Genomic DNA, 21,736 nt, shown 5'->3' with positions numbered 1-21,736 from the left:
AAAATGCCCATTTCCAACCCTGCGATAACGGCACGGCTGGCGGCGATCGTACTGTTTGCCGCCATCACTCCGACCCTCCTGATGACTGCTCCCGCCGTGGCCGCGCAGTTGGCCAGCCAATGGCAACTGAGCCCGGCGCGGATTGGCGACTTGTTTTCCGTGGAACTGGGCGCCATGAGCCTGGCGACCTTGCCCGCCTGGTGGTGGCTCAAGCGGGTCGACTGGCGCACTGCCGCCCGGGTCGCCGCGCTGTTGTTCATTGCGGCCAACCTGCTGTCGATGCTCGCCGACACCTACGCCGTGCTGCTGGTGTTGCGCGGGGCCAGCGCCCTGGCCGGCGGTTCGTTGATGATCCTCTGCCTGGCCAGTGCCGCCACCACCGCCAATCCCAGCCGAGTCTATGGTTTGTGGGTGATGGGACAGTTGATCGTCGGTGCCGTCGGCCTGGTGGTGCTGCCTGGTTTGTTCGAACGGTTTGGCTTGAATGCCTGCTACCTGATCCTGGCAGGGTTGATGGCTCTGCTGCTGCCATTGGCGCGGGCTTTTCCCGCCGGTAGCCGTGCGTTGCCCGCCAGCCGCACCCCGGTCTTGCCCGGTTCACGCTGGAAAGCCGCCCTGGGGGTTGGCGCGGTCCTGGCCTTTTATATCAGCTTGGGAGGCGTCTGGACCTTTATCGGTGCCTTGGGCGCCAGTGCCGGGATTTCGGCGCAGCACAGCGGCGACATCCTCGCCATCGCCACCGTGATGGGCATTGCCGGGGCCGCGAGCGCTTCACTGATCGGGACCCGCTTGCCGCGTGGAGTGCTGTTGTTGCTGGGCTACCTGTTGATGGCGGCAGCGGTGCTTCTGTTGTTCGGCCAGCCCGCATTGCTGCGATTTGCTTTGGCGGCGCTGCTGTTCAAATTCACCTGGACCTTCATTCTGCCGCTGATCCTGGCCTGCCTGGCCGACCTTGATCACAGCGGCAAGCTGATGAACGCCTCCAACTTGGTCATCGGCGGCGGCCTGGCCATCGGCCCGGCGCTCGCTGGCCGCCTGATCGAGGCCAGCGGCGGTTTCAGCCTGTTGCTGCTTGGTGCAGCCGCTATCACCTTGCTGTCTCTGGTGATGATCGTCGCCAGCCGTCCCCATTCCCCCACTGAACTGGAACCGGTATGAACCCAACCACCGCATTTTTTTTCGACGAAATGAGCCTGTGGCACAGCGCCGGCGCCCATGCGCTGACCCTGCCCGTGGGCGGCTGGGTGCAGCCGCCGGCCGGCAGCGGGCATGCCGAGTCACCGGAGACCAAGCGCCGCCTGAAAAGCCTGTTGGATGTCTCCGGACTGAGCCGCCAACTACAACTGCATAGCGCGCCGCCCGCCAGTGAAGAGGATCTGCTGCGGGTCCACAGCCGCGCTTACCTGCAGCGTTTCAAGGCCTTGAGCGATGCGGGTGGCGGTGAGCTTGGCCCCCAGGCACCGATTGGGCCGGGCAGCTTCGAAATTGCGCAACTGTCCGCCGGACTGACCCTGGCCGCCGTGGACATGGTGCTCAAGGGCCAGGCGCACAACGCCTATTCGCTGTCGCGGCCACCGGGTCATCACTGCCTGGCAGACAGTGCTATGGGCTTTTGTTTTCTGGCCAACATTGCCATTGCCATCGAGGCCGCCAAGGCCCGCAACGGTCTGGGCAAAGTCGCGGTGATCGACTGGGATGTGCACCACGGTAACGGCACGCAGTCGATCTTCGAAGAACGGGCCGATGTGTTGACGGTATCCTTGCACCAGGACGGCTGCTACCCGCCCGGTTACAGCGGCGAGCAGGATCGCGGCCGCGGGGCGGGCGTGGGGGCCAACATCAATATCCCCTTGCCGCCAGGCAGTGGCCACGCCACCTATCTACACGCCATGGAACGCATCGTAGTGCCCGCGCTGGAGCGCTTCGAGCCGGAGTTGATCATCGTCGCCTGTGGTTATGACGCCAACGCCGTCGACCCGTTGGCGCGCATGCTGTTGCACAGTGAATCGTTCCGGCTGCTGACCCGCGCCCTGCGCCTGGCCGCCGAGCGTCTGTGCCAGGGCCGCCTGGTGCTGGTACATGAAGGCGGCTACAGCGAAGCCTATGTGCCGTTCTGCGGCTTGGCGACCCTGGAGGAACTGAGCGGAGTGCGCACGGCGGTGCAAGACCCGATGCTTGAATTTGTGCAGTTGCAGCAACCCGGTGTGCAGCTACAGGGGTTTCAAGCGCAGTGGGTGGAGCGGCTGGCGCGCGGGGTCAGCGAGTAGCTGCCAGGCGCCATACCCGTGCAACGTCCGAGGCCCGCTCACGCAACAGGCGCGGCGCCTCGTGACAGGCTTGCTCCAGAGACATCGGCCCCGACGGCAAGGCGAACGCTGCATCCACACCGTGGGCGTACATCTGCTCGTAGCCGTCGCCCAAGGTGCCCGCGATCACGACCACCGGCACGCCGTGTCGCCGGGCAATGCGCGCCACGCCAAACGGAGTTTTTCCCCGCAGCGTCTGGGCGTCGAAGCGACCTTCACCGGTGATTACCAGGTCGGCGCCACGCACCGCTTCATCGAGGCCAACCAGTTCAGCGACTACCTCAACCCCTGGACGAAACTGGGCAGCGAGAAACGCCTTGGCAGCAAAGCCCAGGCCACCGGCGGCGCCGCTGCCAGGTTCGTCGCGCACATCCTTGGGCAGCACCTGAGCGCAATGGTCAGCGAAGTGCCCAAGGGCCGCGTCCAGGTGTGCCACTTGCTCGGGACTCGCGCCTTTTTGCGGGCCGAAAATCGACGAGGCACCGTGGGGGCCGCACAGGGGATTGTTGACGTCGGCGGCGATTTCAAAACGCACCTGCGCCAGGCGCGGGTCGAGTTGTTCAAGGCTGATATGGGCCAGGCGTGCCAATGCCAACCCACCCGCCGGCAGTGGCTGACGTTCGCTATCCAATAGCTGCACGCCAAGGGCCTGCATCGCTCCCGCCCCGCCATCGTTGGTGGCACTGCCGCCAATCGCCAGGATGATGCGCTGCGCCCCGGCATCCAGCGCGGCGCGGATCAACTCGCCGGTGCCATAGGTGTTACTGGAACAGGCGTCGCGCTGCCCCGGCGCGACGAGTTGCAGGCCGCTGGCCTCGGCCATCTCGATCATCGCGGTATGGCTGTCGGCCAACCAGCCCCAACGTGCTTCGACGCTGTCGCCCAGCGGGCCTCGGACTGTTTGCCGACGTAATTGCCCCTTACACGCGGCGAGCACCGCATCCACCGTGCCTTCACCGCCATCGGCCATCGGGCATTGAAGCACGTGCGCATCCGGCCAGACCTCGGCCCACCCCTCGGCAATCGCCTGGGCGACGCCTGCGGCACTCAGGCTGTCTTTGAACGAGTCAGGGGCGATCACGATTTTCATGGACGTTCTCCGGTTTTTATAACGCCCATGCTGCCAGTTGGCAGGGGCAATGACGCGGGGCCGATGCACAAGTGTGGGGCGGGTTTGTTGTTCATTTCTACAATGCCCCCTGTAGGAGCGAGCTTGCTCGCGCCTACAGGGGGTGGGGCAGCAGTTGTACGCCCAGGTACAAGGCAAGCATCCCATCTAGCGTCAGCGGGTCTACGCCGCTGAGTTCGGCTATGCGTTCCATGCGGTAGCGCAGGCTGTTGCGGTGAATGCCCAAGGCGTCGGCACACGCCTGGCTTTGCCCGTCGTGCTCGCACCAACTGCGCAACGTGGCGAGCAGTTGCCCGTTGCTGTCCTTGGCCAACACCTTGCGCAACGGGTTGAGCAATTCGTCCAGGGCGTCGTCGTTGCGATGACGCCAAAGCATGACCGGCAGGCGATAACGGTTGAGGGTCAACAGGCGTGATTGCGGCAGGATATCGCGGCCATAAGCCAGCAGATCTCCTACCCGGCGGTAACAGCGGCGCAGCCCCGCCAAGCCCTCCGCTTGCCCGCCGATGGCAATGCGCTGGATGTTCCAACCCAGGCCCTCGAGCTTTTCCAGCAAGCGGGGGTTATCGACCTGCACCGCAGCAGGTCGGCACCACAGCAAGGAAAACTGCGCGGAGCTGACGCACCAACTGTCCGGGTAGCGGCTGGCAAGCCAGGTGCTCAGGGCCTCCGCCGTTTGGCCCGGGCCCAGTTCAAACAGGTACGGCGTGCGCGCCAGTTGTGGCTTGAGCCCCAATTGCTGGGCTTCGTCCACCAAGCGCGGGGAGTCGCCGCTGTCGGCCAACAGCAGGGCCAGCAGATCATCGCAACGCTGGCGCCGCCATTGTTGCTCGGCTTGCTGGTGGCGTTGGCTGACCAGCATTTCGGCGGTCATACGCACCAGTTCGGCGTAGGTGCGTAACCCATCTGGTTCTCCGGTGATACCCAGCACGCCAATCAGGCGCTGATCATGCAACAGCGGGAGGTTGATGCCGGGTTGCACACCCTTGAGATGCTTGGCGGTCTGCCCGTCGATTTCCACCACACGCCCATTGGCCAACACCAATTGCGCACCTTCATGGCGTGTGTTGATACGCTCCGGCTCGCCGCTGCCCAGGATCAAGCCCTGGCTGTCCATGACATTGACGTTATAGGGCAGGATTGCCATGGTGCGATCGACAATCTCCTGCGCCAGGGCATGATCCAGCTCGAACATGGGGCTAATTTCCTAAAAAAGGTTGTTCACCGGCACAGCGCAAAGGCAGCTTGACTGTGCGCCAGCACAAAGACAGCTGCCCGTCACGTCACCGAGACTGTCAGGGCGGTCAACGTTACCCTCGCACCGCGAAAAATCATAATAAAGAGAGAATCCCATGTCACAGAGCGCCACTGCCGCACTGGCCAGCGATGACGATAAGAACGCCATCTACAAGCGCATCACCCTGCGCCTGATCCCCTTCATCTTTATCTGCTATCTGTTCAATTACCTCGACCGGGTAAACGTTGGCTTTGCCAAGCTGCAGATGCTCGATGCGTTGAAATTCAGTGAAACCGTGTACGGCCTGGGGGCCGGGATTTTCTTTATCGGCTACGTGCTGTGCGGCGTGCCGAGTAACCTGGCGCTGACCCGGTTTGGCCCGCGGCGCTGGATCGCATTGATGATGATCGTGTGGGGTACGCTCTCCACATGCCTGCTGTTTGTGACCACACCCACGCATTTCTACGCCCTGCGCCTGCTCACCGGTGCCGCTGAAGCCGGCTTCTTCCCCGGTGTGGTGTTGTACCTTTCGCAGTGGTTCCCGACCTTCCGCCGTGGGCGAATCATGGCACTGTTCATGTCGGCGATCCCGGTGTCCGGTTTGCTCGGCAGCCCGTTTTCCGGCTGGATTCTCAATCACTTTGCCGCAGGCCAAGGTGGCTTGGCGGGCTGGCAGTGGATGTTCCTGCTGCAAGGCATCCCGACCGTGATCCTCGGCGCCCTCGCCTATTTCCTGCTCAGTGACAGTTTCGCCAACGCCAAGTGGCTCAAGCCCCATGAGCGTGCGGTACTGGAAGCTGACCAGGCCACAGACCTGGCAAACAAGCCGAAAACCACCAGCGACTCCCTGGCCCAAGTGTTCAAGAACCCGGCGATCTGGGCATTCGGCCTGATCTACTTCTGCATCCAGAGTGGCGTGTATGCGATCAACTTCTGGCTGCCGTCGATCATCAAGAACATGGGTTTCAGCGACAACCTGGTGATTGGCTGGCTCAGCGCGATTCCGTATCTGTTGGCGGCAGTGTTCATGCTGCTGGTGGGCCGCTCTGCCGATTTGCGCAAGGAGCGCCGCTGGCATTTGGTGGTACCGATGTTGATGGGCGCCATTGGCCTGGTGATCGCCGTTAACTTCGCCACCACCCCCGCTATCGCCATTCTCGGCCTGACCATCGCCACCATGGGCGCCCTCACCGGCCTGCCGATGTTCTGGCCGGTGCCCACCGCGATGCTCAGCGCGGGTGCGGCGGCGGGTGGCTTGGCGTTGATCAACTCCATGGGGCAGATGGCGGGGTTTCTCAGCCCGTATATCGTGGGTTTTGTGAAGGATGCTACCGGCTCTACGGATGTGGCGTTGTACCTGCTGGCGGCGGTGATTGTGAGCGGCAGTGTTCTGGCATTGCGGATGACGCGCACGCTCAAGGCCTGACGCCTTCAACGTGGGAGGGATCTGCTCCCTCCCACTTGGGCCATGTATTTACAACAGGCCGCCACCGTCGATATCAACCACCGCACCGGTCATAAAGCCATTTTCCATGGCCAGTACATACCCCGCCGCCACTTCTTCAGCCTGCCCCACCCGCCCAACCGGCAACCCTTGGCCCGCCTTGGCAAACATTGCCAAACGTTGCTCTTGGCCAAGCCCTGCATAGGCCGGTGTGTCTATCACCCCTGGGCTGATCACATTGACTCGACGCGGCGCCAGTTCTTTGGCCAGTTGCTTGCCCAAGGCCTCGGTCGCAGCGTTAATGCCCGTCTTGATGAACTGCCCTGCCGCCAACTTGCGCCCCAACTGGCCCGAGGTCAGGGTGATGCTGCCCTGCTCGTGCAAAAACGGCAGCGCGTGTTGAATGGCGCGTAGTGCGCCCCAGAGCTTTACATCGAAGTTGTCCCGGGCTTCATCCAGGTCTGTTTCGATCAAAGGCTTGGCCCGCACCGAAGGCCCCGAGGTGTAGACCAGATGGTCAAAGCGCCCCACGGTTTCGAACAACTGCTTTAACGAGGCGCTGTCGGTGACGTCCACCGGCTCGTTGCGCAGCCCGCTGTCGGAACCTGGCGCCAAGCGGCGCCCGGCCACGATCACATGCGCGCCTCGCGCCAAGGCTGCCTGGGCAACTGCCGCGCCGATACCGCTGCTGCCACCGATGACGATGATGGTTTTACCGCTCAGAGAAGAGGTCATGAGAAAACTACCTGGGTCAGAAAGTGAACGTTCATCTTCCCAGCTTGGTAATCGATGAAAAATCCGGGTAAAACGACAAGATCTTTAAAGGATTTTTATCAATGAGCTCGATTCTCGACCTTGAAGTCTTCGTGCGCAGCGCCGACACCGGTAGCCTGACGGCCGCCGCCCGTGGCCTGGGCCTCACGCCAGCGGCCGCGAGTATCGCCCTCAAGCGCCTTGAAACCCGTCTCGGCATCCGCCTGCTTGCCCGCTCCACCCGCAGCATGCGCCTGACCGAAGAAGGCCGGCGTTATCTGGACAGCGTGCGGGTAGCGCTGGAAGCCCTGTCCGAAGGCGAACATGCCATCAAGCAACAAGGCCAAAGCCTCAGTGGTTTATTGCAATTGGCCGCTCCCTCGGACTTCGGTCGCAATGTGCTGTTGGGCTGGTTGGATGAGTTCAAGCTGGAGCACCCCACTATCCGTCTGCAACTGTTGCTCAACGACAGCAATGCCGATTTGTTTCGCGACACTGTCGACATCGCCTTGCGCTTTGGCGTGCCGAGAGACTCCAGCCTGGTGGCCCTGCCGGTGGTACCCGATCACCATCGCATTGCCTGCGCCAGCCCCGACTACTTGGCGCGCCACGGCACCCCGCATACGCCCGAAGACTTGGCCCACCACAGCACGCTGCGCTACATGCGCCGGGGCCAGGCCAATAGCACCTGGTATTTCCGCCAGGGGACCTTGCTCCAGGAGGTTGAAGTGAGCGGTGACTATCTCAGCGACGATGGCGAGATTGTCCGCCGCTGGGCGTTGGCGGGGCATGGCATTGCCTATAAAGCCAACCTGGACGTGGCCCGTGATATCCAGGCTGGGCGGCTGGTGCCCCTGCTACTCGACTGGCAAGGCGAACCCACGCCATTCAACCTGATGTGCCCTCACCGCCTGCAAGTGTCAGAACGCGTGAAAGTGCTGCATCGTTTTTTACAGGCCCGTTGCGAGACTTTGCTACGCGCATGAACAAATCCGCTCAGGGCTTGTTCCAGAGCGCTCGGGTCTGGTATTGCATGACTCACGTTTACCTGCCATGAGGAGCTTTGCATGATTTACCGTACATTGGGTCAGTCCGGGTTAAAGGTCAGCGCTCTGACCCTCGGCACCATGATGTTTGGCGAGCAGACCAATACCGAAGACTCGCTGCGCATCATCGACAAGGCCTGGGACCAGGGCATCAACTTCATCGATACAGCTGACGTGTATACAGGCGGACGCTCCGAGGAAATCGTCGGCGAGGCGATTGCACGCAACCGCCAGGATTGGGTGGTGGCCTCCAAGGTCGGCTTCGGCCCTACCGACGGCGTGCCCAACCGCAGCGGTTTGAGCCGCAAGCGTCTGTTCAACGCGCTGGACGCCAGCCTGGCACGCCTGGATACCGACTACCTGGACATCTACTACCTGCACCGCGAAGACCACCACACGCCGTTGGAAGTGACCGTGTCCGCCATCGGTGACCTGATCCGCCAGGGCAAAGTCCGCTACTGGGGCCTGTCCAACTACCGAGGCTGGCGCATCGCTGAAGTGATTCGCGTGGCTGAACGCCTGGGCGTGGATAAACCCATTATCAGCCAGCCGCTGTACAACATCGTCAACCGTCAGGCCGAGGTCGAACAGATCACCGCTGCAGCGGCCTACGGCCTGGGTGTGGTGCCTTACAGCCCGCTGGCCCGAGGGGTCCTTAGCGGCAAGTACGCCCCGGACGTCACGCCCGAGCCCGGCAGCCGTGCCGCGCGCCAGGACAAGCGCATCCTGGAAACCGAGTGGCGGGTTGAATCACTGCGCATTGCCCAGCAGATCCAGCAATACACTCAAGGGCGTGGCGTGGGGATCGTCGAGTTCGCAATCGCCTGGGTGCTGAACAATGCGGCGGTGAGCTCGGCGATTGTCGGGCCGCGAACCGAGGCGCAGTGGGACGCCTACACCGGAGCGCTGGCGGTGAAGATCAGCGCTGAGGACGAGGCGTTCATTGATTCGTTGGTTACGCCAGGGCATTCGTCCTCGCCGGGGTTCAACGATGTCGGGCATTTTGTATCCGGTCGATTGGCACGCCTGTAGACTACCCGCGCAATAATTGGCTTTCGCGAGGGCAGCGTGTCTAAAGGTGTTGTGTTATCGGTCTTGGCCTCGGTGTTGTTTGCCGTGATGTATTACTTCACATCACTGCTTACGCCCCTGAGTGGCCTGGAGATTTTCGGCTGGCGCATGCTGCTCACCGTGCCCTGCATGACGGTGTTCATGCTCGTCAGCGGCGAGTGGCGCAGGGTCTGGGAACTGCTGCGCATGCTGGCGGCCAAGCCACGGCTGGTCGGCGGCGTACTGGTGTCGTCGGCCTTGCTCGGCGTGCAGTTGTGGTTGTTCATGTGGGCGCCGCTCAATGGGCGCAGCCTGGACGTGTCCGTGGGGTATTTTCTGCTGCCGTTGACCATGGTGCTCACCGGGCGCCTGGTCTACGGCGAGCGCCTGTCGCGGCTGCAACAGATTGCTGTGGTGTTTGCCGCGCTGGGTGTGCTGAATGAGCTGTATCAGGCCGGTGGTTTTTCCTGGGCAACACTGGTAGTGATCATCGGCTACCCGGTGTACTTCGTGGTGCGTAAATACCTGACCACTGATCATCTGGGAGGGCTGTGGCTGGATATGGCGTTGATGCTGCCGGTGGCCTGGTGGTTTGTACAAAGCGGCGAACAAGGCTTTGCCGTACTGGATGGGCATCCAAAGCTCTATGCATTGATTCCCATGCTGGGCCTTATCAGTGCCTCGGCGCTGGTGAGTTACATCATTGCCAGTCGCTTGTTGGCGTTCAGCCTGTTCGGGCTGCTGAGCTATGTGGAGCCGGTATTGCTGCTCGCGGTGGCGTTGCTGTTGGGCGAAGGGATCGAGGGCGGACAGTGGCTGACCTATATTCCGATCTGGCTGGCGGTGATGGTGCTGGTGTATGAGGGATTCAAGCATTTGGTGCGTCAGCGCCGGGCTTGATGGGAGGCTGAGAGTGGATGTCGGCTGTGGGGGCGTCCGTACCCCTCTGTCAATTGAGTCAGGTCCTGACTTCGGTTGTCGGCACATCAGGTGTGCCGGCAACTTGTTCAATGACGTTGGCGGTATCTTCCAACCTCTCTCGCCACTTACCGTAATAGGGGATGTTGTGTTGAGCTTGGTTGCCTGCGCTTTCCAGCTTGGCATCCATCTCTTGCTGATCGACACCAAACAGCTTGCCGATACGGTTGTCGCGGTTCAATTCAAGCAACGTTCCTTTGACGGGGTCTTTCGCGATGGTTTCGATGGAGTGGGATATGTCTTCAGGAACACCCAGCGCTTTCAACGCGGTGGCGAGGCCATGCCCAGGACTTCTGAGTTGCTTCAGGAATTCGTCGTAAAGACCGTTTAGATTATTGGCATCCACATTGTCCAAGGAAACACTGGCTATTTTTTTGCGGAACGCATTGAACGTCATGGGTTCAAGCGGTTTGTTTTCGTTCAACCCATTTTGAACGAAATAAAATCTGCGCTTCTTGGCGTCCTTTTTTTGTCCCTCGCCGTACAAGTTTCCATAAGCGTCGTAGCTATAGACGATGGCTTCACCATCTGGCCGATATCCGACATAAAACGCCTTGCCATCAGGTTCCAGTTTATAGAGCTGTGTTCGCACCAGCCCGTCGACCTGAACCGGAGGGATCGAAGTGCCCTTGTTTAAACGCTCGAAGATATCCCCCTTTTCATAACCAAAATTTCCTACCACTGCATTGCTATCGCCATCAGCGAACATGCCAAATTTCTGGTTGACCCGCTCCTCCTGCTTGGGCGCTTGATCATTGGCAAAATGCTTCGTAAATCGCTTGCGCTCAATCGGATCATTGGCCACGTCTTTGAGCCAGTCCGTCATCTGCTGCGCATTATCGAACTCATGGAACGAGGTCACGTCGTCTTCCGGCATGTACAGGACGAAATTAGGCCCCTCTTCTGTAAGCGGCACCCGCTTGATCATTATCAGGTCGTTGGACTGAACACCATCAACGGCAAATGTCGAGACCTGCACCCCTGGACTTCCCGGTTTGTTGGGTGACAGCGCGGCCTCCGTCAGTTGATGCGCTTTGGCGGTGAGTGTGTTGCCCAAATACTCGGTTTCACTGTCATCGAGAAACTTTTTACGCGCCTGATCGACTGGGTCTGCATTACCGGCTGAGCGAACATTGCGCACAGGCCCTATCTGCTCGGTTGATGTAGATGGGCCAATCGGGCGTTGAAGGGGAGGAGAATTCACATTCATAAGAGGGCCTCTTGATATTGGACACGCAGAAATTGTCTGCGCCCTACCCTCTGAGTGATATTTCAAGAAGCGTCTGTTCCCAATAAACCACAGGCCATTTGCAACACGCTGCATCAGGCACAAAACAGCCCGGTAAAAACCGGGCTGTTTTGCTTTAGCCTGTCGATCAATCGGCGGTCAGCACACCACGACGCACCTGGTCGCGCTCGATCGACTCGAACAGCGCCTTGAAGTTGCCCTCTCCAAACCCATCGTCGCCTTTACGCTGGATGAATTCGAAGAACACCGGGCCCATCAGGGTTTCCGAGAAGATCTGCAGCAGCAGGCGCTTGTCACCGGCAACCGACGAGCCGTCCAGCAGGATGCCGCGCGATTGCAATTGATCCACTGGCTCGCCATGGTTCGGCAGGCGACCTTCGAGCATTTCGTAGTAAGTGTCTGGCGGCGCGGTCATAAAGCGCATGCCGATCTTCTTCAGCGCGTCCCAGGTCTTGATCAGGTCGTCGGTGAGGAACGCTACGTGCTGGATCCCCTCGCCATTGAACTGCATCAGGAACTCTTCGATCTGCCCGGCGCCCTTGGACGACTCTTCGTTCAACGGGATCCGGATCTGGCCGTCCGGCGCGCTCATGGCCTTGGAGGTCAGGCCGGTGTACTCGCCCTTGATATCGAAATAACGCGCTTCACGGAAGTTGAACAGCTTCTCGTAGAAATTGGCCCAATAGATCATGCGCCCGCGATAGACGTTGTGGGTCAGGTGGTCGATGACCTTCAGGCCAGCGCCTACCGGATGGCGGTCAACGCCTTCAAGGTAGACGAAGTCGATGTCGTAGATCGAGTTGCCTTCGCCGAAACGGTCGATCAGGTACAACGGCGAACCGCCAATGCCTTTGATCGCCGGCAGGTTCAATTCCATCGGGCCGGTGTCGATGTGGATCGGCTGGGCACCCAGTTCCAGGGCGCGCTTGTAAGCCTGCTGCGAGTCCTTGACCCGGAACGCCATGCCGCATACCGACGGGCCGTGCTCGGCCGCGAAGTAGGAAGCGAGGCTGTCGGGTTCGTTGTTGAGGATCAGGTTGATCTCGCCCTGGCGATACAGGTGCACGTTCTTGGAACGGTGGGTGGCCACTTTGGTGAAGCCCATGATCTCGAAGATCGGCTCCAGTGTGCCCGGGGTCGGCGAGGCGAATTCGATGAATTCAAAGCCCATCAGGCCCATTGGGTTTGCATGTTGGTCGGTCATGTTCGGTGCCTCATCATTCTTGTAGGTAGCAATTGTTTAGTTGCGAGCAAGGATGAGGCTGGAGGGTGGCGCACAAGAAAGGCCTCGCACGCTGCGGGCGAGGAAGTCACCAAAGATGAGGGGCGAGCCAAGTAGCTTCATGGTGTCATCAGTCTCTGACGGCCGAGGCTTGCGTGAGCGCAAGTCCATATTCTTGTATGCGTAAACTGATTCTACACAGCGTAACCGGGTTTGTCCGTAGTCTTATCAAATCCCCATTACCCTGCCCTGCGCAAGGGGTTTGTTACACAGGTAGATGCCCAGCAGGATGACCGCCCCCCCCACCAACATCGCCATCGTCAGCGGTTCGTCCAGCAGCACCGCGCCGCAAATGACCGCCGTCAATGGGTTGAGCGCGATGAACACCCCGGACCGTGTGGCGCCTATGCGACGAATGCCATCGTAATAGCCGATATACGCCAGCGCCGACCCCATCACGCCCAGGTACATCAGGCTGAGCAGTTGCGGCAGATCAATAGCGTGCAGCCCTGCCATGGTCACGCTGGGTGAAACCAGCGCCGTAACGCTTAGCATCAGCGTGCCCAGCAGCACCGACCAGGTCACGGTCTGCAACGGCCCCAGGCTCTGATTGAGCCCACGGGAGAACAGCGTGTAAACGCCCCACCCCGCCACGCAACCGAGGATCAGCAGGTCACCGGCCCAGGCCATGGTCGCGCCCTGCAATGCCTGGGGATTGCGACTGATGATGACGGTCGCCGCGCCTGCCAGGCACAACGCGATACCGATACATTTGATGCGGCCCAGGCGCTCCTTGAACAACCACCAGGACGCCAGGCCGATCACCGCCGGGTTCAACGCGACAATCAACGAGGCGCGTGACGCATTGGTGTACTGCAGCCCATAAAAGAAGCACAGGTTGTAAAAGAAAATCCCAAAGAACCCCAACACCGCCAATTGGCCCCATTGGCGCGTGCTGGGGCGCACCAGGGCCGTGCGCGAAGCGGCCATGAACAGCAGCAATGCTGCGCTGGCCAAGGTGAAACGCAGAGTGGCGGCCAGCAGCGGGTGGACCTGATCAGCCAGGTAGCGCCCTGCGACAAAGGTGCCGCCCCAGATCATGGTGACAGCGGCAAGCTTCAGATAAGTGAGGCCATCGGCGACGTGACGCATAAGGCGGTGCTCAGGTGAGGGACGAATGGGCGTATTCTTTGGCTAATCACTCCTCATCGTAAAATGAGCCTTTACTCATGACCCTGACCCAACTGGAAATCTTTTCTCTGGTGGCCGAACTGCAAGGTTTTACCAGTGCGGCGCATCGCCTGGGTATCAGCCAGTCGGCGGTGTCCCACGCGATCAAGGCCTTGGAGCAGGAACTGGGGGTGGAGTTGTTTCGGCGCCATCAGACGGCGGTGGAACTGAGCGAAATCGGCGCACAATTGCTGGGACGCGCCCGGGCCATGCTGGGGCTGGCCAACACCTTGCAGCAGGAAGCGGCGGATGCACGCGGCATGAAGCGTGGCACGCTGCGTATCGGCTCGTTCGGGCCGACGGCGTCGGTTCGGTTGTTGCCGCCTATCCTCAGGCGCTTTCGCCAGGTTTATCCGGGTATTGAAGTGCATGTGGATGAAGGGCCTGATCGCCAGGTCATTCAGTGGCTGGATGAGCGCCGGGTGGATATCGGTTTTGTGGTGCTGGAGCAGGAACGCTTCGATACGGTCGCGTTGCTGGAAGATCAACTGGTGGCGCTGCTACCGGCCGGGCACCGGTTGGCCGCCCTTGAGGCCGTGCCCCTGCAAGCGCTCTGCGATGAACCCTTTATTCTGACTGAAGCCGGCTCGTCGGAGCTGGTGATGCGCTTGTTCAGTCAAGCCCGATTGCAGCCCAAAGTCCGGTACCGCTGTGCGCAGTTGCTCAGTACGTTGGAGGCGGTCAGTCGGGGCGATGGTTTGAGTGTGGTTGCGCAGGCCTCCTTGCCGGAACATAGCGACTGGCGTTATGTGGCGTTGCCATTGGCGCCGCAGGTCCCACGCCGGATCGGACTGGCGGTGCTGGATCGACGACAGTCCTCCCCGGCTACCCTGGCATTCATCGAGCTGGCGCAAGGGTTGTACCCCTCGCTCACTTAGTGACCTGGCTATGCGCAGCGTCCTCTCATGCGTCGCACCCTACATAGTCACCCAATGTAGTGAAACGCAGCGTCGGCGACACCCTCCACACTCTGTACTTCAACGGACTTTGCGGGTTCGGGCGGGGGCGGTGCCTGATCCCCGCCACCACTGACCGAACGGCGAGGTCAACCCGCTTGAAACAAGTGAGCAGGCCTGCGTAATGCCATCTATCATCGGCTTATCTCACTCTTTTTCTCGCGACTGACTGCCCCTATGCCCCTGACTGTCAAAGGCCCACGAAGCCGAGCCGCACGCTATTTCATCAGTGCAACCAGCGGCGTGTTGCCCATATTGCTGGGGGTTGTGATTCTGTACTGGCAAGCCGAGCGCACCCTTGAGCAAAGCACGGCGCAAACCGCTCAAGAAGCGGTCCGCCAGTTTGACCTGATGCTCGACAATACCGCCATCGCTGCCCAGGCTTTGCTGCCGCTGGCCGGTAAACCTTGTGACAGCAGCGCCAAGTTGGCGCTACGTGAACAAGTCACGCGCCGGCCGTTTGTGCGGGCCACGACGCTGTCCTGGCAGAAAAACATCTATTGCAGCTCGTTGTTTGGCGGTCGCTACCAATCGCCCGTCAACCCGGACGACTATGTGGATGGGCGCCTGTGGTTGATGAAAGGTAACCCCGTTACACCCGATACCGCCCTGCTGGTGTACCGCCTGGTGGAAGGCGATCAAGGCGCGTTTGCCTCGGTTGACGGTTACCACCTCACCAACGCCTTGCGCTTGATCAGCCGTTACGCGTACTTGGTATTGCAAGTCGGCCCGAACTGGCTGGGGGCCGACGGCAAGGTGCATCAAGGCGCGTTGCCGGTATTTGCCGTGGCCCCACAACGCCTAGCTTCCGAGCGCTATCGCTACAGTGTCGAAGCCGGGATGCCCGAGGGTGAAGTCTGGCGCTACATGCAGGCGCGGTATCCGGCGCTGTTCAGCCTGGTGGTGTTTTTCGGCATATTGGCGGGGCTGCTCGCTCACTGGCTGCAAAAACGCTCGTCCGCGCCAACCCACGAGTTACAACGCGCCTTGGGCGCCAATGAGTTCATCCCGTATTTCCAACCGGTGGTACGGGGTGACACACGCCAATGGGCCGGCTGTGAGGTGCTGATGCGCTGGAGGCATCCCAAAGAAGGCCTGGTGCGCCCGGACCTGTTTATTCCCCTGGCCGAAGACTCTGGCCTGATCGTGCCGATGACCCGCGCCCTGCTGCGCCAGACCGCCGCGCAACTGGCGCCCCATGCCGCACGTTTCAGCCCCGGCTTTCATATCGGCGTGAACATCACTGCACGCCATTGCCAGGACATGGCGCTGGTGCAGGACTGCCAGGAATTTCTGGCCGCGTTCCCACCCGGCCAGGTCACCCTGGTGCTGGAGCTGACTGAGCGGGAGCTGATCGAACCCACCGAGACCACCCGCCGGCTGTTCGAGGCCCTGCATCAACTGGGCGTCATGATCGCCATTGATGACTTCGGCACCGGCCACTCCAGCTTGGGCTATTTGCGCAATTTCAATGTCGACTACTTGAAGATCGATCAAAGCTTTGTCGCCATGATCGGTGCAGATGCGCTGTCGCGGCATATTCTCGACAGCATCATAGAGTTGTCGGTCAAGCTGGATCTAGGCATTGTTGCCGAAGGTGTAGAAACAGCCCAACAGTGTGAATACCTCGTGGCCCAAGGCGTGGATTTCCTACAGGGTTACCTGTTTGGCCGACCATTACCCTGCGATGAATTCATTAAATCCTTGGGGATCGTTGAATAGCCTTGCGCGGTCTACGATGAAAGATTGGTCTTTCTTTAAAAGACATGATTTACTCGGAATGAATTAACTACTACAATTTTTTCTGCCTGTGCAGAACTCGCAGAAGGGTCTTTTTCGTTGACGTGGCTTAACGTTCTTGGCTTATAGCTTTGTCTGCAGTTGATATCCGCAACTACATTATTGGAGTACAGATTTTGTCCAGACTCGCCGAATTTCGCGCAGCAGAAAAAGCCCTTCAAGAGCAGCTTGCACAGCTGGAATCTTTGAAGAATGACGCTGGCTTGAAGAAAGAAATCGAATTCGAAGAAAAGCTCAAGACGCTGATGGGCAAATACGACAAAAGCCTGCGCGACGTGATCGCTATCCTCGACCCAGCGCCACGCAAAGGCGGCGCACCGGCCGCCGCCGCGCCAAAACAGCGCCGCGCACGGGTGGTCAAGGTTTACCACAACCCGCATACCGGCGAGCTGATCGAGACCAAAGGTGGCAACCACCGCGGCCTTAAAGCCTGGAAAGAACAGTACGGCGCTGCCACTGTAGATTCCTGGCTTCGCGGCTGAAACATGTACTAAAAAAAAGCCCCGCATACGCGGGGCTTTTTTTGCTCTAGCGGTTCGGAATCGAATTTAACTTAGCGTTCACATTGTTCACATTCGCTCAGCTTGAGCGGGTCAAAGTTTCAGACTGTTACGCACCGAACTGATTTCCTCCTTGCTCGCCTCGTACGCTTGCGCTTGGCCCGCGTATGAAAATACATAGGCCTTATCGACATCCAGCGCACCGACTAATGTTTGCGACAATACGTGTCGACCGTTCTCGGTAATCACACAGGTAGTTTCCAGCGCGTCAAGCCGACTCAATGTCGTGGGGTGCATTTTGCTGCACACGCTTTGATAACCGCCACGGGCAAAGTCTTTCTGGATCGACTTGCGCATCTCCAGCAACACGCCGGGAAGATTAACTTTATGGCCGGTTTCAATCGGCGTCCCGGTCAACTCCATCACCATCAACGTGGCGCCATTTTCATCATTCTTGATCGCTCGCTGCCGGGACACTGCTTGGGGTTTGGCAGGGAGTTCGTCGTCAGGCACGACTTCTTCGACCTGCCAACCGCTGGGCCAATGGACCTGCGGGTCAGCTGCCAGCACAAACGGGCTGCCCAACAACACGCACACAGCACTCAACAGCGGCCTACGAAACTCGATCATTGCAAAAAACACCCAAGGTTCCAGCCGCAAAGTGTGCGGCCCGGCGCGCGGTGACCGCAAGGGTTTAGCGCGCTTTTTCATTTGGCGCAGCCGGTGCGCCTTGCGTATCATGGCCCGCCTGCATGGAGGCAGGCCGCAAGCCAATGGACCGCTCATCTCACATTTTTTCTGGAGGGCCCATGAGCCTGCACGAATTGAACACCTTCCCGGGCGTCACTGCCCAACCCGACAACGCTACGGCAAACTTCGTGTTCAACCACACCATGTTGCGGGTCAAGGACATCACCAAGTCGCTGGACTTCTACACGCGCATCCTGGGTTTCTCCCTGGTCGAGAAACGTGACTTCCCGGAAGCCGAATTCAGCCTGTACTTCCTGGCCCTGGTGGACAAGGCCCAGATCCCGGCCGACGCCGCCGAGCGTACCCAATGGATGAAATCGATTCCGGGCATCCTCGAACTGACCCACAACCACGGCACCGAAAACGATGCCGACTTTGCCTACCACAACGGCAACACCGACCCACGCGGCTTTGGCCATATCTGCATCTCGGTGCCGGACATTGTGGCGGCGTGCGAACGTTTCGAAGCCTTGGGCTGTGATTTCCAGAAACGCCTGACGGATGGCCGCATGAAGAGCCTCGCGTTCATCAAGGACCCGGATGCCTATTGGGTTGAGATCATCCAGCCGGCGCCGATGTAATAAGCACTGCGTGACGCGGAGCGTCACCGGATGCATTCCCCCGCGGAGCGTGGGAACGAGAATCCCGCGCCGGGCGTGGGAACGAGAAAAACCCCATGATCGCTCATGGGGTTTTTCATTTTCAGCCCAGGATTACGCCGGAGCAGAGGTGCGGATCAAGTGATCGAACGCGCTCAACGAAGCCTTGGCGCCCTCGCCTACTGCAATCACGATCTGCTTGTACGGCACGGTGGTTACGTCACCGGCGGCGAACACGCCAGGCAGTGAAGTCTCGCCACGGGCATCGACAATGATCTCGCCGCGCGGCGACAGCTCTACCGTGCCTTTGAGCCAGTCGGTGTTGGGCAGCAAGCCAATCTGCACGAAGATGCCTTCCAGGTCGATGGTCTTGAACTCACCGCTGTCGCGGTCCTTGTAGGCAAGGCCGGTGACTTTCTGGCCATCGCCTTTGACCTCACTGGTCAATGCACTGGTAATCACATCCACGTTCGGCAGGCTGTAGAGCTTGCGTTGCAACACGGCGTCGGCGCGCAGCTTGCTGTCGAACTCAAGCAAGGTGACATGGCTGACGATACCGGCCAGGTCAATGGCCGCTTCCACGCCGGAGTTACCGCCGCCGATCACCGCCACACGCTTGCCTTTGAACAGCGGGCCATCGCAGTGCGGGCAGAAGCACACGCCGCGGGCTTTGTATTCCTGCTCACCGGGCACACCCATCTCTCTCCAGCGGGCGCCTGTGGCCAGGATCACGGTCTTGGACTTGAGGGTCGCACCGCTTTCGAAGCGAATTTCGTGCAGCTCCCCGGCATTTTTCGCCGGTACCAGGCTGCTAGCGCGTTGCAGGTTCATGATGTCCACATCGTACTGACGCACATGGGCTTCCAGCGCACTAGCCAGTTTCGGCCCTTCGGTTTCCTGTACCGAGATAAAATTCTCGATGGACATGGTGTCCAGTACCTGGCCACCAAAGCGTTCAGCCGCCACACCGGTACGAATACCTTTACGTGCCGCGTAAATGGCAGCCGAGGACCCGGCGGGGCCACCGCCAACCACCAGGACGTCGAAGGCGTCCTTGGCGCTGATTTTTTCCGCGGCTTTCTCGATACCGCTGGTGTCGAGCTTGGCGAGGATTTCTTCGAGGCCCATGCGGCCCTGGCCAAAGTTGACTCCGTTCAAGTAGACACTCGGGACCGCCATGATCTGGCGCTCATCGACTTCAGCCTGGAACAGCGCGCCATCAATCGCAACGTGGCGGATGTTCGGGTTCAGCACGGCCATCAGATTCAGCGCCTGGACCACGTCCGGGCAGTTCTGGCACGACAGCGAGAAGTACGTCTCGAAGCTGAACTCGCCTTTGAGAGCGCGGATCTGTTCAATTACTTCGACACTGGCTTTCGACGGGTGGCCACCCACTTGCAACAGGGCCAGCACCAACGAAGTGAATTCATGGCCCATAGGGATGCCGGCGAAACGCAAGCTGATCTCAGCACCCGGGCGGTTGATGGAGAACGATGGCTTGCGCGCATCATTGCCATCGGTGTTCAGGGTAATCAGCGTTGAGAGGCTGGTTACGTCCTGCAAAAGAGCAAGCATTTCCTGGGATTTCGCACCGTCGTCGAGGGAGGCGATGATCTCGATCGGCTGGGTGACCCGTTCCAGGTATGACTTCAACTGAGCTTTAAGATTGGCGTCCAACATACGGGCGATTTCCTGTTCATTCGGTTTATTGCAGACAAAAAAACGCCCGAGCGACTCTCGCCCGGGCGTTTTGAGGGCGGATGCAGCTTACTTAAGTGCGGATACCCGCCCTTGATACGCGTTCACAGACTTAGATCTTGCCGACCAGGTCCAGAGACGGCGCCAGAGTGGCCTCGCCTTCTTTCCATTTGGCTGGGCAGACTTCACCCGGGTGGGCAGCGACGTACTGAGCGGCCTTGATCTTGCGCAGCAGCTCGGAAGCGTCACGACCTACACCGCCGTCGTTCAGCTCAACGATCTTGATCTGACCTTCCGGGTTGATCACGAAGGTGCCGCGGTCTGCCAGGCCAGCCTCTTCGATCAGCACGTCGAAGTTACGGGAGATGGTCAGGGTTGGGTCGCCAATCATGGTGTACTGGATTTTGCCGATGGCTGGCGACGTGTTGTGCCAGGCAGCGTGGGCAAAGTGGGTGTCGGTAGAAACGCTGTAGATTTCGACGCCCAGCTTCTGGAATTCGGCATAGTTGTCAGCCAGGTCTTCCAGTTCGGTTGGGCAAACGAAGGTGAAGTCGGCTGGGTAGAAGAAGACAACCGACCACTTGCCTTTCAGGTCAGCGTCGGTCACATCGACGAAGCTGCCGTTTTTGAAAGCGGTGGCTTTAAACGGTTTTACTTGGCTGTTGATGATAGGCATCGTTGACTCTCCGTCAGGGGTTAAGAAGTTGATGAGTTGAATCCTACCGGCTCTCTCGGTCGATGGCTCATTGGCAAACCTGATGCTGACGATTGGGTTTCTCTATCAGGTGACGCTATTAATAGAAAAAATCTCAAATCAGCGGTTGGGTTGCCAGGGTCATGCCCAGAAACGGCGTCGCTTCAACATAGCGCATCGCAGATTTCATGTCGTTCCAGCCGACGTAACTCATCAGGGACTTCAAATCCCAACCACTGCGATGCGCCCAAGTGGCAAAGCCCCGACGCAGGGAGTGGCTGGTGTATTGATCGGCGGGGATGCCTGCGCGCTCAAGGGCCTGGCGCAATAACGGGATCACACTGTTGGGATGCAAGCCCTCCTCACCCAGGTTGCCCCAGCGGTCGATGCCGCGAAACACCGGGCCGCGCACCAAAGCCGAGGCGCTGAGCCACTCGCTATAAGCCTGCACCGGGCACAGCCGGAGCAACGCTGGGGTCTGGTAGGTTTTGCCGAGGTTGTCACGGTCACTTTTGCTGCGTGGCAAGTACAGGCTAATGCCTGCGCCTGGCACGGCCTGCACGTGCTCGATGCTTAATCGGCACAGCTCATCACTGCGAAAGCCGCGCCAGAAGCCCAGCAGAATCAGCGCAGCGTCGCGCTTGGCCCGTAGCAAGCGCGGCGGGTCGTGATGCTCGCTGGCCTGTTTAGCTTCAATGTCCAGGGCGGCGATTACTTGCTCCAACTGCGTGAGCTGCAGAGGCTCGGCCTGCCGCTCCCGCGCCGGGTGCACGGCGCGGATGCCCTTGAGCACCTTGCGTACCACCGGCGCCTTCGTCGGGTCGGCAAACCCTTGGCTGGTATGCCATTGCGCCAAGGCCGAGAGCCGCAGTTTCAAGGTGTTGACTGCCAACACCCCGGCATGCGCCACGAGGTAGCGCGCCACGCTGTCGCTGGTGGCCGGCAGGAACCCTCCCCAACTGACTTCGAAATGCTCGATGGCCGCGCGGTAGCTGCGGCGCGTGTTGTCGCGGGTGGCAGCGTTGAGATATCGGTCCAGGTCGCTCATAGGCGTCTTTTCGTACCGCTGACGGGTGAATGGCTGATGAAAATGCT

The 21,736-nt window shown here is 60.0% G+C and carries 20 protein-coding genes; 10 read left to right on the top strand and 10 right to left on the bottom strand.

The window, feature by feature from the left end; genetic code table 11:
* Positions 1 to 3 precede the first annotated feature (3 nt).
* Together BOP96_RS08600 and BOP96_RS08595 are read left to right on the top strand one after the other, a co-directional pair.
* The gene (locus BOP96_RS08600; RefSeq protein ID WP_038450181.1) at positions 4 to 1,158 is read left to right on the top strand and encodes an MFS transporter; all 1,155 of its coding nucleotides are present in this window, start codon (positions 4 to 6) and stop codon (positions 1,156 to 1,158) included.
* On the top strand, positions 1,155 to 2,267 hold the full coding sequence (locus BOP96_RS08595) for a class II histone deacetylase (protein ID WP_073452450.1): 1,113 nt from the start codon (positions 1,155 to 1,157) through the stop codon (positions 2,265 to 2,267). The genes BOP96_RS08600 and BOP96_RS08595 overlap by 4 nt, the downstream gene beginning before the upstream one ends.
* Here BOP96_RS08595 and BOP96_RS08590 read toward each other — a convergent pair.
* Together BOP96_RS08590 and BOP96_RS08585 are read right to left on the bottom strand one after the other, a co-directional pair.
* Positions 2,257 to 3,396 carry a glycerate kinase gene (locus BOP96_RS08590; protein WP_073452447.1) on the bottom strand — a complete coding sequence of 380 codons (1,140 nt, stop codon included), beginning with the start codon at positions 3,394 to 3,396 and terminating at the stop codon, positions 2,257 to 2,259. The two genes, BOP96_RS08595 and BOP96_RS08590, sit on opposite strands and share 11 nt — an antisense overlap.
* Before the next feature lie 133 nt (positions 3,397 to 3,529).
* Positions 3,530 to 4,630 (bottom strand): sugar diacid recognition domain-containing protein, encoded by a 1,101-nt coding sequence (locus tag BOP96_RS08585; protein WP_014718497.1) that lies wholly within the window; start codon positions 4,628 to 4,630, stop codon positions 3,530 to 3,532.
* Between the two features lie 157 nt (positions 4,631 to 4,787).
* Here BOP96_RS08585 and BOP96_RS08580 point away from each other — a divergent pair, with 157 nt between their 5' ends.
* Positions 4,788 to 6,098 (top strand): MFS transporter, encoded by a 1,311-nt coding sequence (locus BOP96_RS08580; RefSeq protein ID WP_032903042.1) that lies wholly within the window; start codon positions 4,788 to 4,790, stop codon positions 6,096 to 6,098.
* A gap of 48 nt (positions 6,099 to 6,146) precedes the next feature.
* Here the strand turns inward: BOP96_RS08580 and BOP96_RS08575 are convergent, their stop codons facing one another.
* Positions 6,147 to 6,851, bottom strand: coding sequence for an SDR family oxidoreductase (locus BOP96_RS08575; protein ID WP_014718499.1), 705 nt, complete (start codon positions 6,849 to 6,851; stop codon positions 6,147 to 6,149).
* Positions 6,852 to 6,952: 101 nt separating this feature from the next.
* Here BOP96_RS08575 and BOP96_RS08570 point away from each other — a divergent pair, with 101 nt between their 5' ends.
* The 3 genes from BOP96_RS08570 to rarD all read left to right on the top strand — a co-directional run bounded on the left by BOP96_RS08570 (position 6,953) and on the right by rarD (position 9,865).
* The gene (locus tag BOP96_RS08570) at positions 6,953 to 7,855 is read left to right on the top strand and encodes a LysR family transcriptional regulator (RefSeq protein WP_014718500.1); all 903 of its coding nucleotides are present in this window, start codon (positions 6,953 to 6,955) and stop codon (positions 7,853 to 7,855) included.
* Positions 7,856 to 7,936: 81 nt separating this feature from the next.
* Positions 7,937 to 8,947 carry an aldo/keto reductase gene (locus tag BOP96_RS08565; protein WP_073452445.1) on the top strand — a complete coding sequence of 337 codons (1,011 nt, stop codon included), beginning with the start codon at positions 7,937 to 7,939 and terminating at the stop codon, positions 8,945 to 8,947.
* A gap of 36 nt (positions 8,948 to 8,983) precedes the next feature.
* A complete protein-coding gene (rarD, locus tag BOP96_RS08560; RefSeq protein WP_014718502.1) occupies positions 8,984 to 9,865 on the top strand; it encodes an EamA family transporter RarD in 882 nt (293 codons plus the stop codon).
* A gap of 58 nt (positions 9,866 to 9,923) precedes the next feature.
* On the opposite strand, the gene BOP96_RS08555 is transcribed toward rarD, so the two are convergent.
* From BOP96_RS08555 to BOP96_RS08545, 3 genes are all read right to left on the bottom strand, one after another.
* Positions 9,924 to 11,084, bottom strand: coding sequence for a dermonecrotic toxin domain-containing protein (locus BOP96_RS08555; protein ID WP_073452472.1), 1,161 nt, complete (start codon positions 11,082 to 11,084; stop codon positions 9,924 to 9,926).
* A gap of 235 nt (positions 11,085 to 11,319) precedes the next feature.
* Positions 11,320 to 12,396 carry a 4-hydroxyphenylpyruvate dioxygenase gene (hppD, locus tag BOP96_RS08550; protein WP_014718504.1) on the bottom strand — a complete coding sequence of 359 codons (1,077 nt, stop codon included), beginning with the start codon at positions 12,394 to 12,396 and terminating at the stop codon, positions 11,320 to 11,322.
* Positions 12,397 to 12,642: 246 nt separating this feature from the next.
* Positions 12,643 to 13,566, bottom strand: a complete 924-nt coding sequence (locus BOP96_RS08545) for a DMT family transporter (protein WP_060767795.1) — start codon at positions 13,564 to 13,566, stop codon at positions 12,643 to 12,645.
* Positions 13,567 to 13,643: 77 nt separating this feature from the next.
* Between BOP96_RS08545 and BOP96_RS08540 the strand changes: the two genes are divergently transcribed.
* The 3 genes from BOP96_RS08540 (at position 13,644) to BOP96_RS08530 (ending at position 16,882) form a co-directional block, all read left to right on the top strand.
* Positions 13,644 to 14,522: a LysR family transcriptional regulator gene (locus BOP96_RS08540; RefSeq protein ID WP_014718506.1), complete on the top strand. Its 879-nt coding sequence runs from the start codon at positions 13,644 to 13,646 to the stop codon at positions 14,520 to 14,522.
* Positions 14,523 to 14,777: 255 nt separating this feature from the next.
* Complete coding sequence (locus BOP96_RS08535; RefSeq protein WP_072434588.1) at positions 14,778 to 16,322, top strand: EAL domain-containing protein; 1,545 nt, start codon at positions 14,778 to 14,780, stop codon at positions 16,320 to 16,322.
* A 194-nt stretch (positions 16,323 to 16,516) separates the two neighbouring features.
* Positions 16,517 to 16,882 carry a histone-like nucleoid-structuring protein, MvaT/MvaU family gene (locus tag BOP96_RS08530; RefSeq protein ID WP_014718508.1) on the top strand — a complete coding sequence of 122 codons (366 nt, stop codon included), beginning with the start codon at positions 16,517 to 16,519 and terminating at the stop codon, positions 16,880 to 16,882.
* 111 nt (positions 16,883 to 16,993) lie between these two features.
* Here the strand turns inward: BOP96_RS08530 and BOP96_RS08525 are convergent, their stop codons facing one another.
* Entirely contained in the window at positions 16,994 to 17,530 is a 537-nt protein-coding gene (locus BOP96_RS08525) for a DUF4946 domain-containing protein (protein WP_014718509.1), read from the bottom strand.
* A gap of 179 nt (positions 17,531 to 17,709) precedes the next feature.
* Between BOP96_RS08525 and gloA the strand changes: the two genes are divergently transcribed.
* Positions 17,710 to 18,231 carry a lactoylglutathione lyase gene (gene gloA, locus BOP96_RS08520; protein WP_003191301.1) on the top strand — a complete coding sequence of 174 codons (522 nt, stop codon included), beginning with the start codon at positions 17,710 to 17,712 and terminating at the stop codon, positions 18,229 to 18,231.
* A 132-nt stretch (positions 18,232 to 18,363) separates the two neighbouring features.
* Here gloA and ahpF read toward each other — a convergent pair whose 3' ends face one another.
* From ahpF to BOP96_RS08505, 3 genes are all read right to left on the bottom strand, one after another.
* On the bottom strand, positions 18,364 to 19,929 hold the full coding sequence (gene ahpF / locus BOP96_RS08515; protein WP_020302758.1) for an alkyl hydroperoxide reductase subunit F: 1,566 nt from the start codon (positions 19,927 to 19,929) through the stop codon (positions 18,364 to 18,366).
* Between the two features lie 130 nt (positions 19,930 to 20,059).
* Entirely contained in the window at positions 20,060 to 20,623 is a 564-nt protein-coding gene (ahpC, locus tag BOP96_RS08510; protein WP_003191303.1) for an alkyl hydroperoxide reductase subunit C, read from the bottom strand.
* 133 nt (positions 20,624 to 20,756) lie between these two features.
* Entirely contained in the window at positions 20,757 to 21,689 is a 933-nt protein-coding gene (locus tag BOP96_RS08505) for a site-specific integrase (protein ID WP_020302757.1), read from the bottom strand.
* Positions 21,690 to 21,736: the final 47 nt, after the last annotated feature.

Origin of the sequence: Pseudomonas sp. FSL W5-0203 (assembly GCF_001896155.1) — a bacterium.
In the GTDB taxonomy this organism is placed as follows: Bacteria; Pseudomonadota; Gammaproteobacteria; order Pseudomonadales; family Pseudomonadaceae; genus Aquipseudomonas; species Aquipseudomonas paracarnis.
Note: the sequence above shows the minus strand (reverse complement) of the source record. Positions and strands in the feature narration are given on the sequence as shown.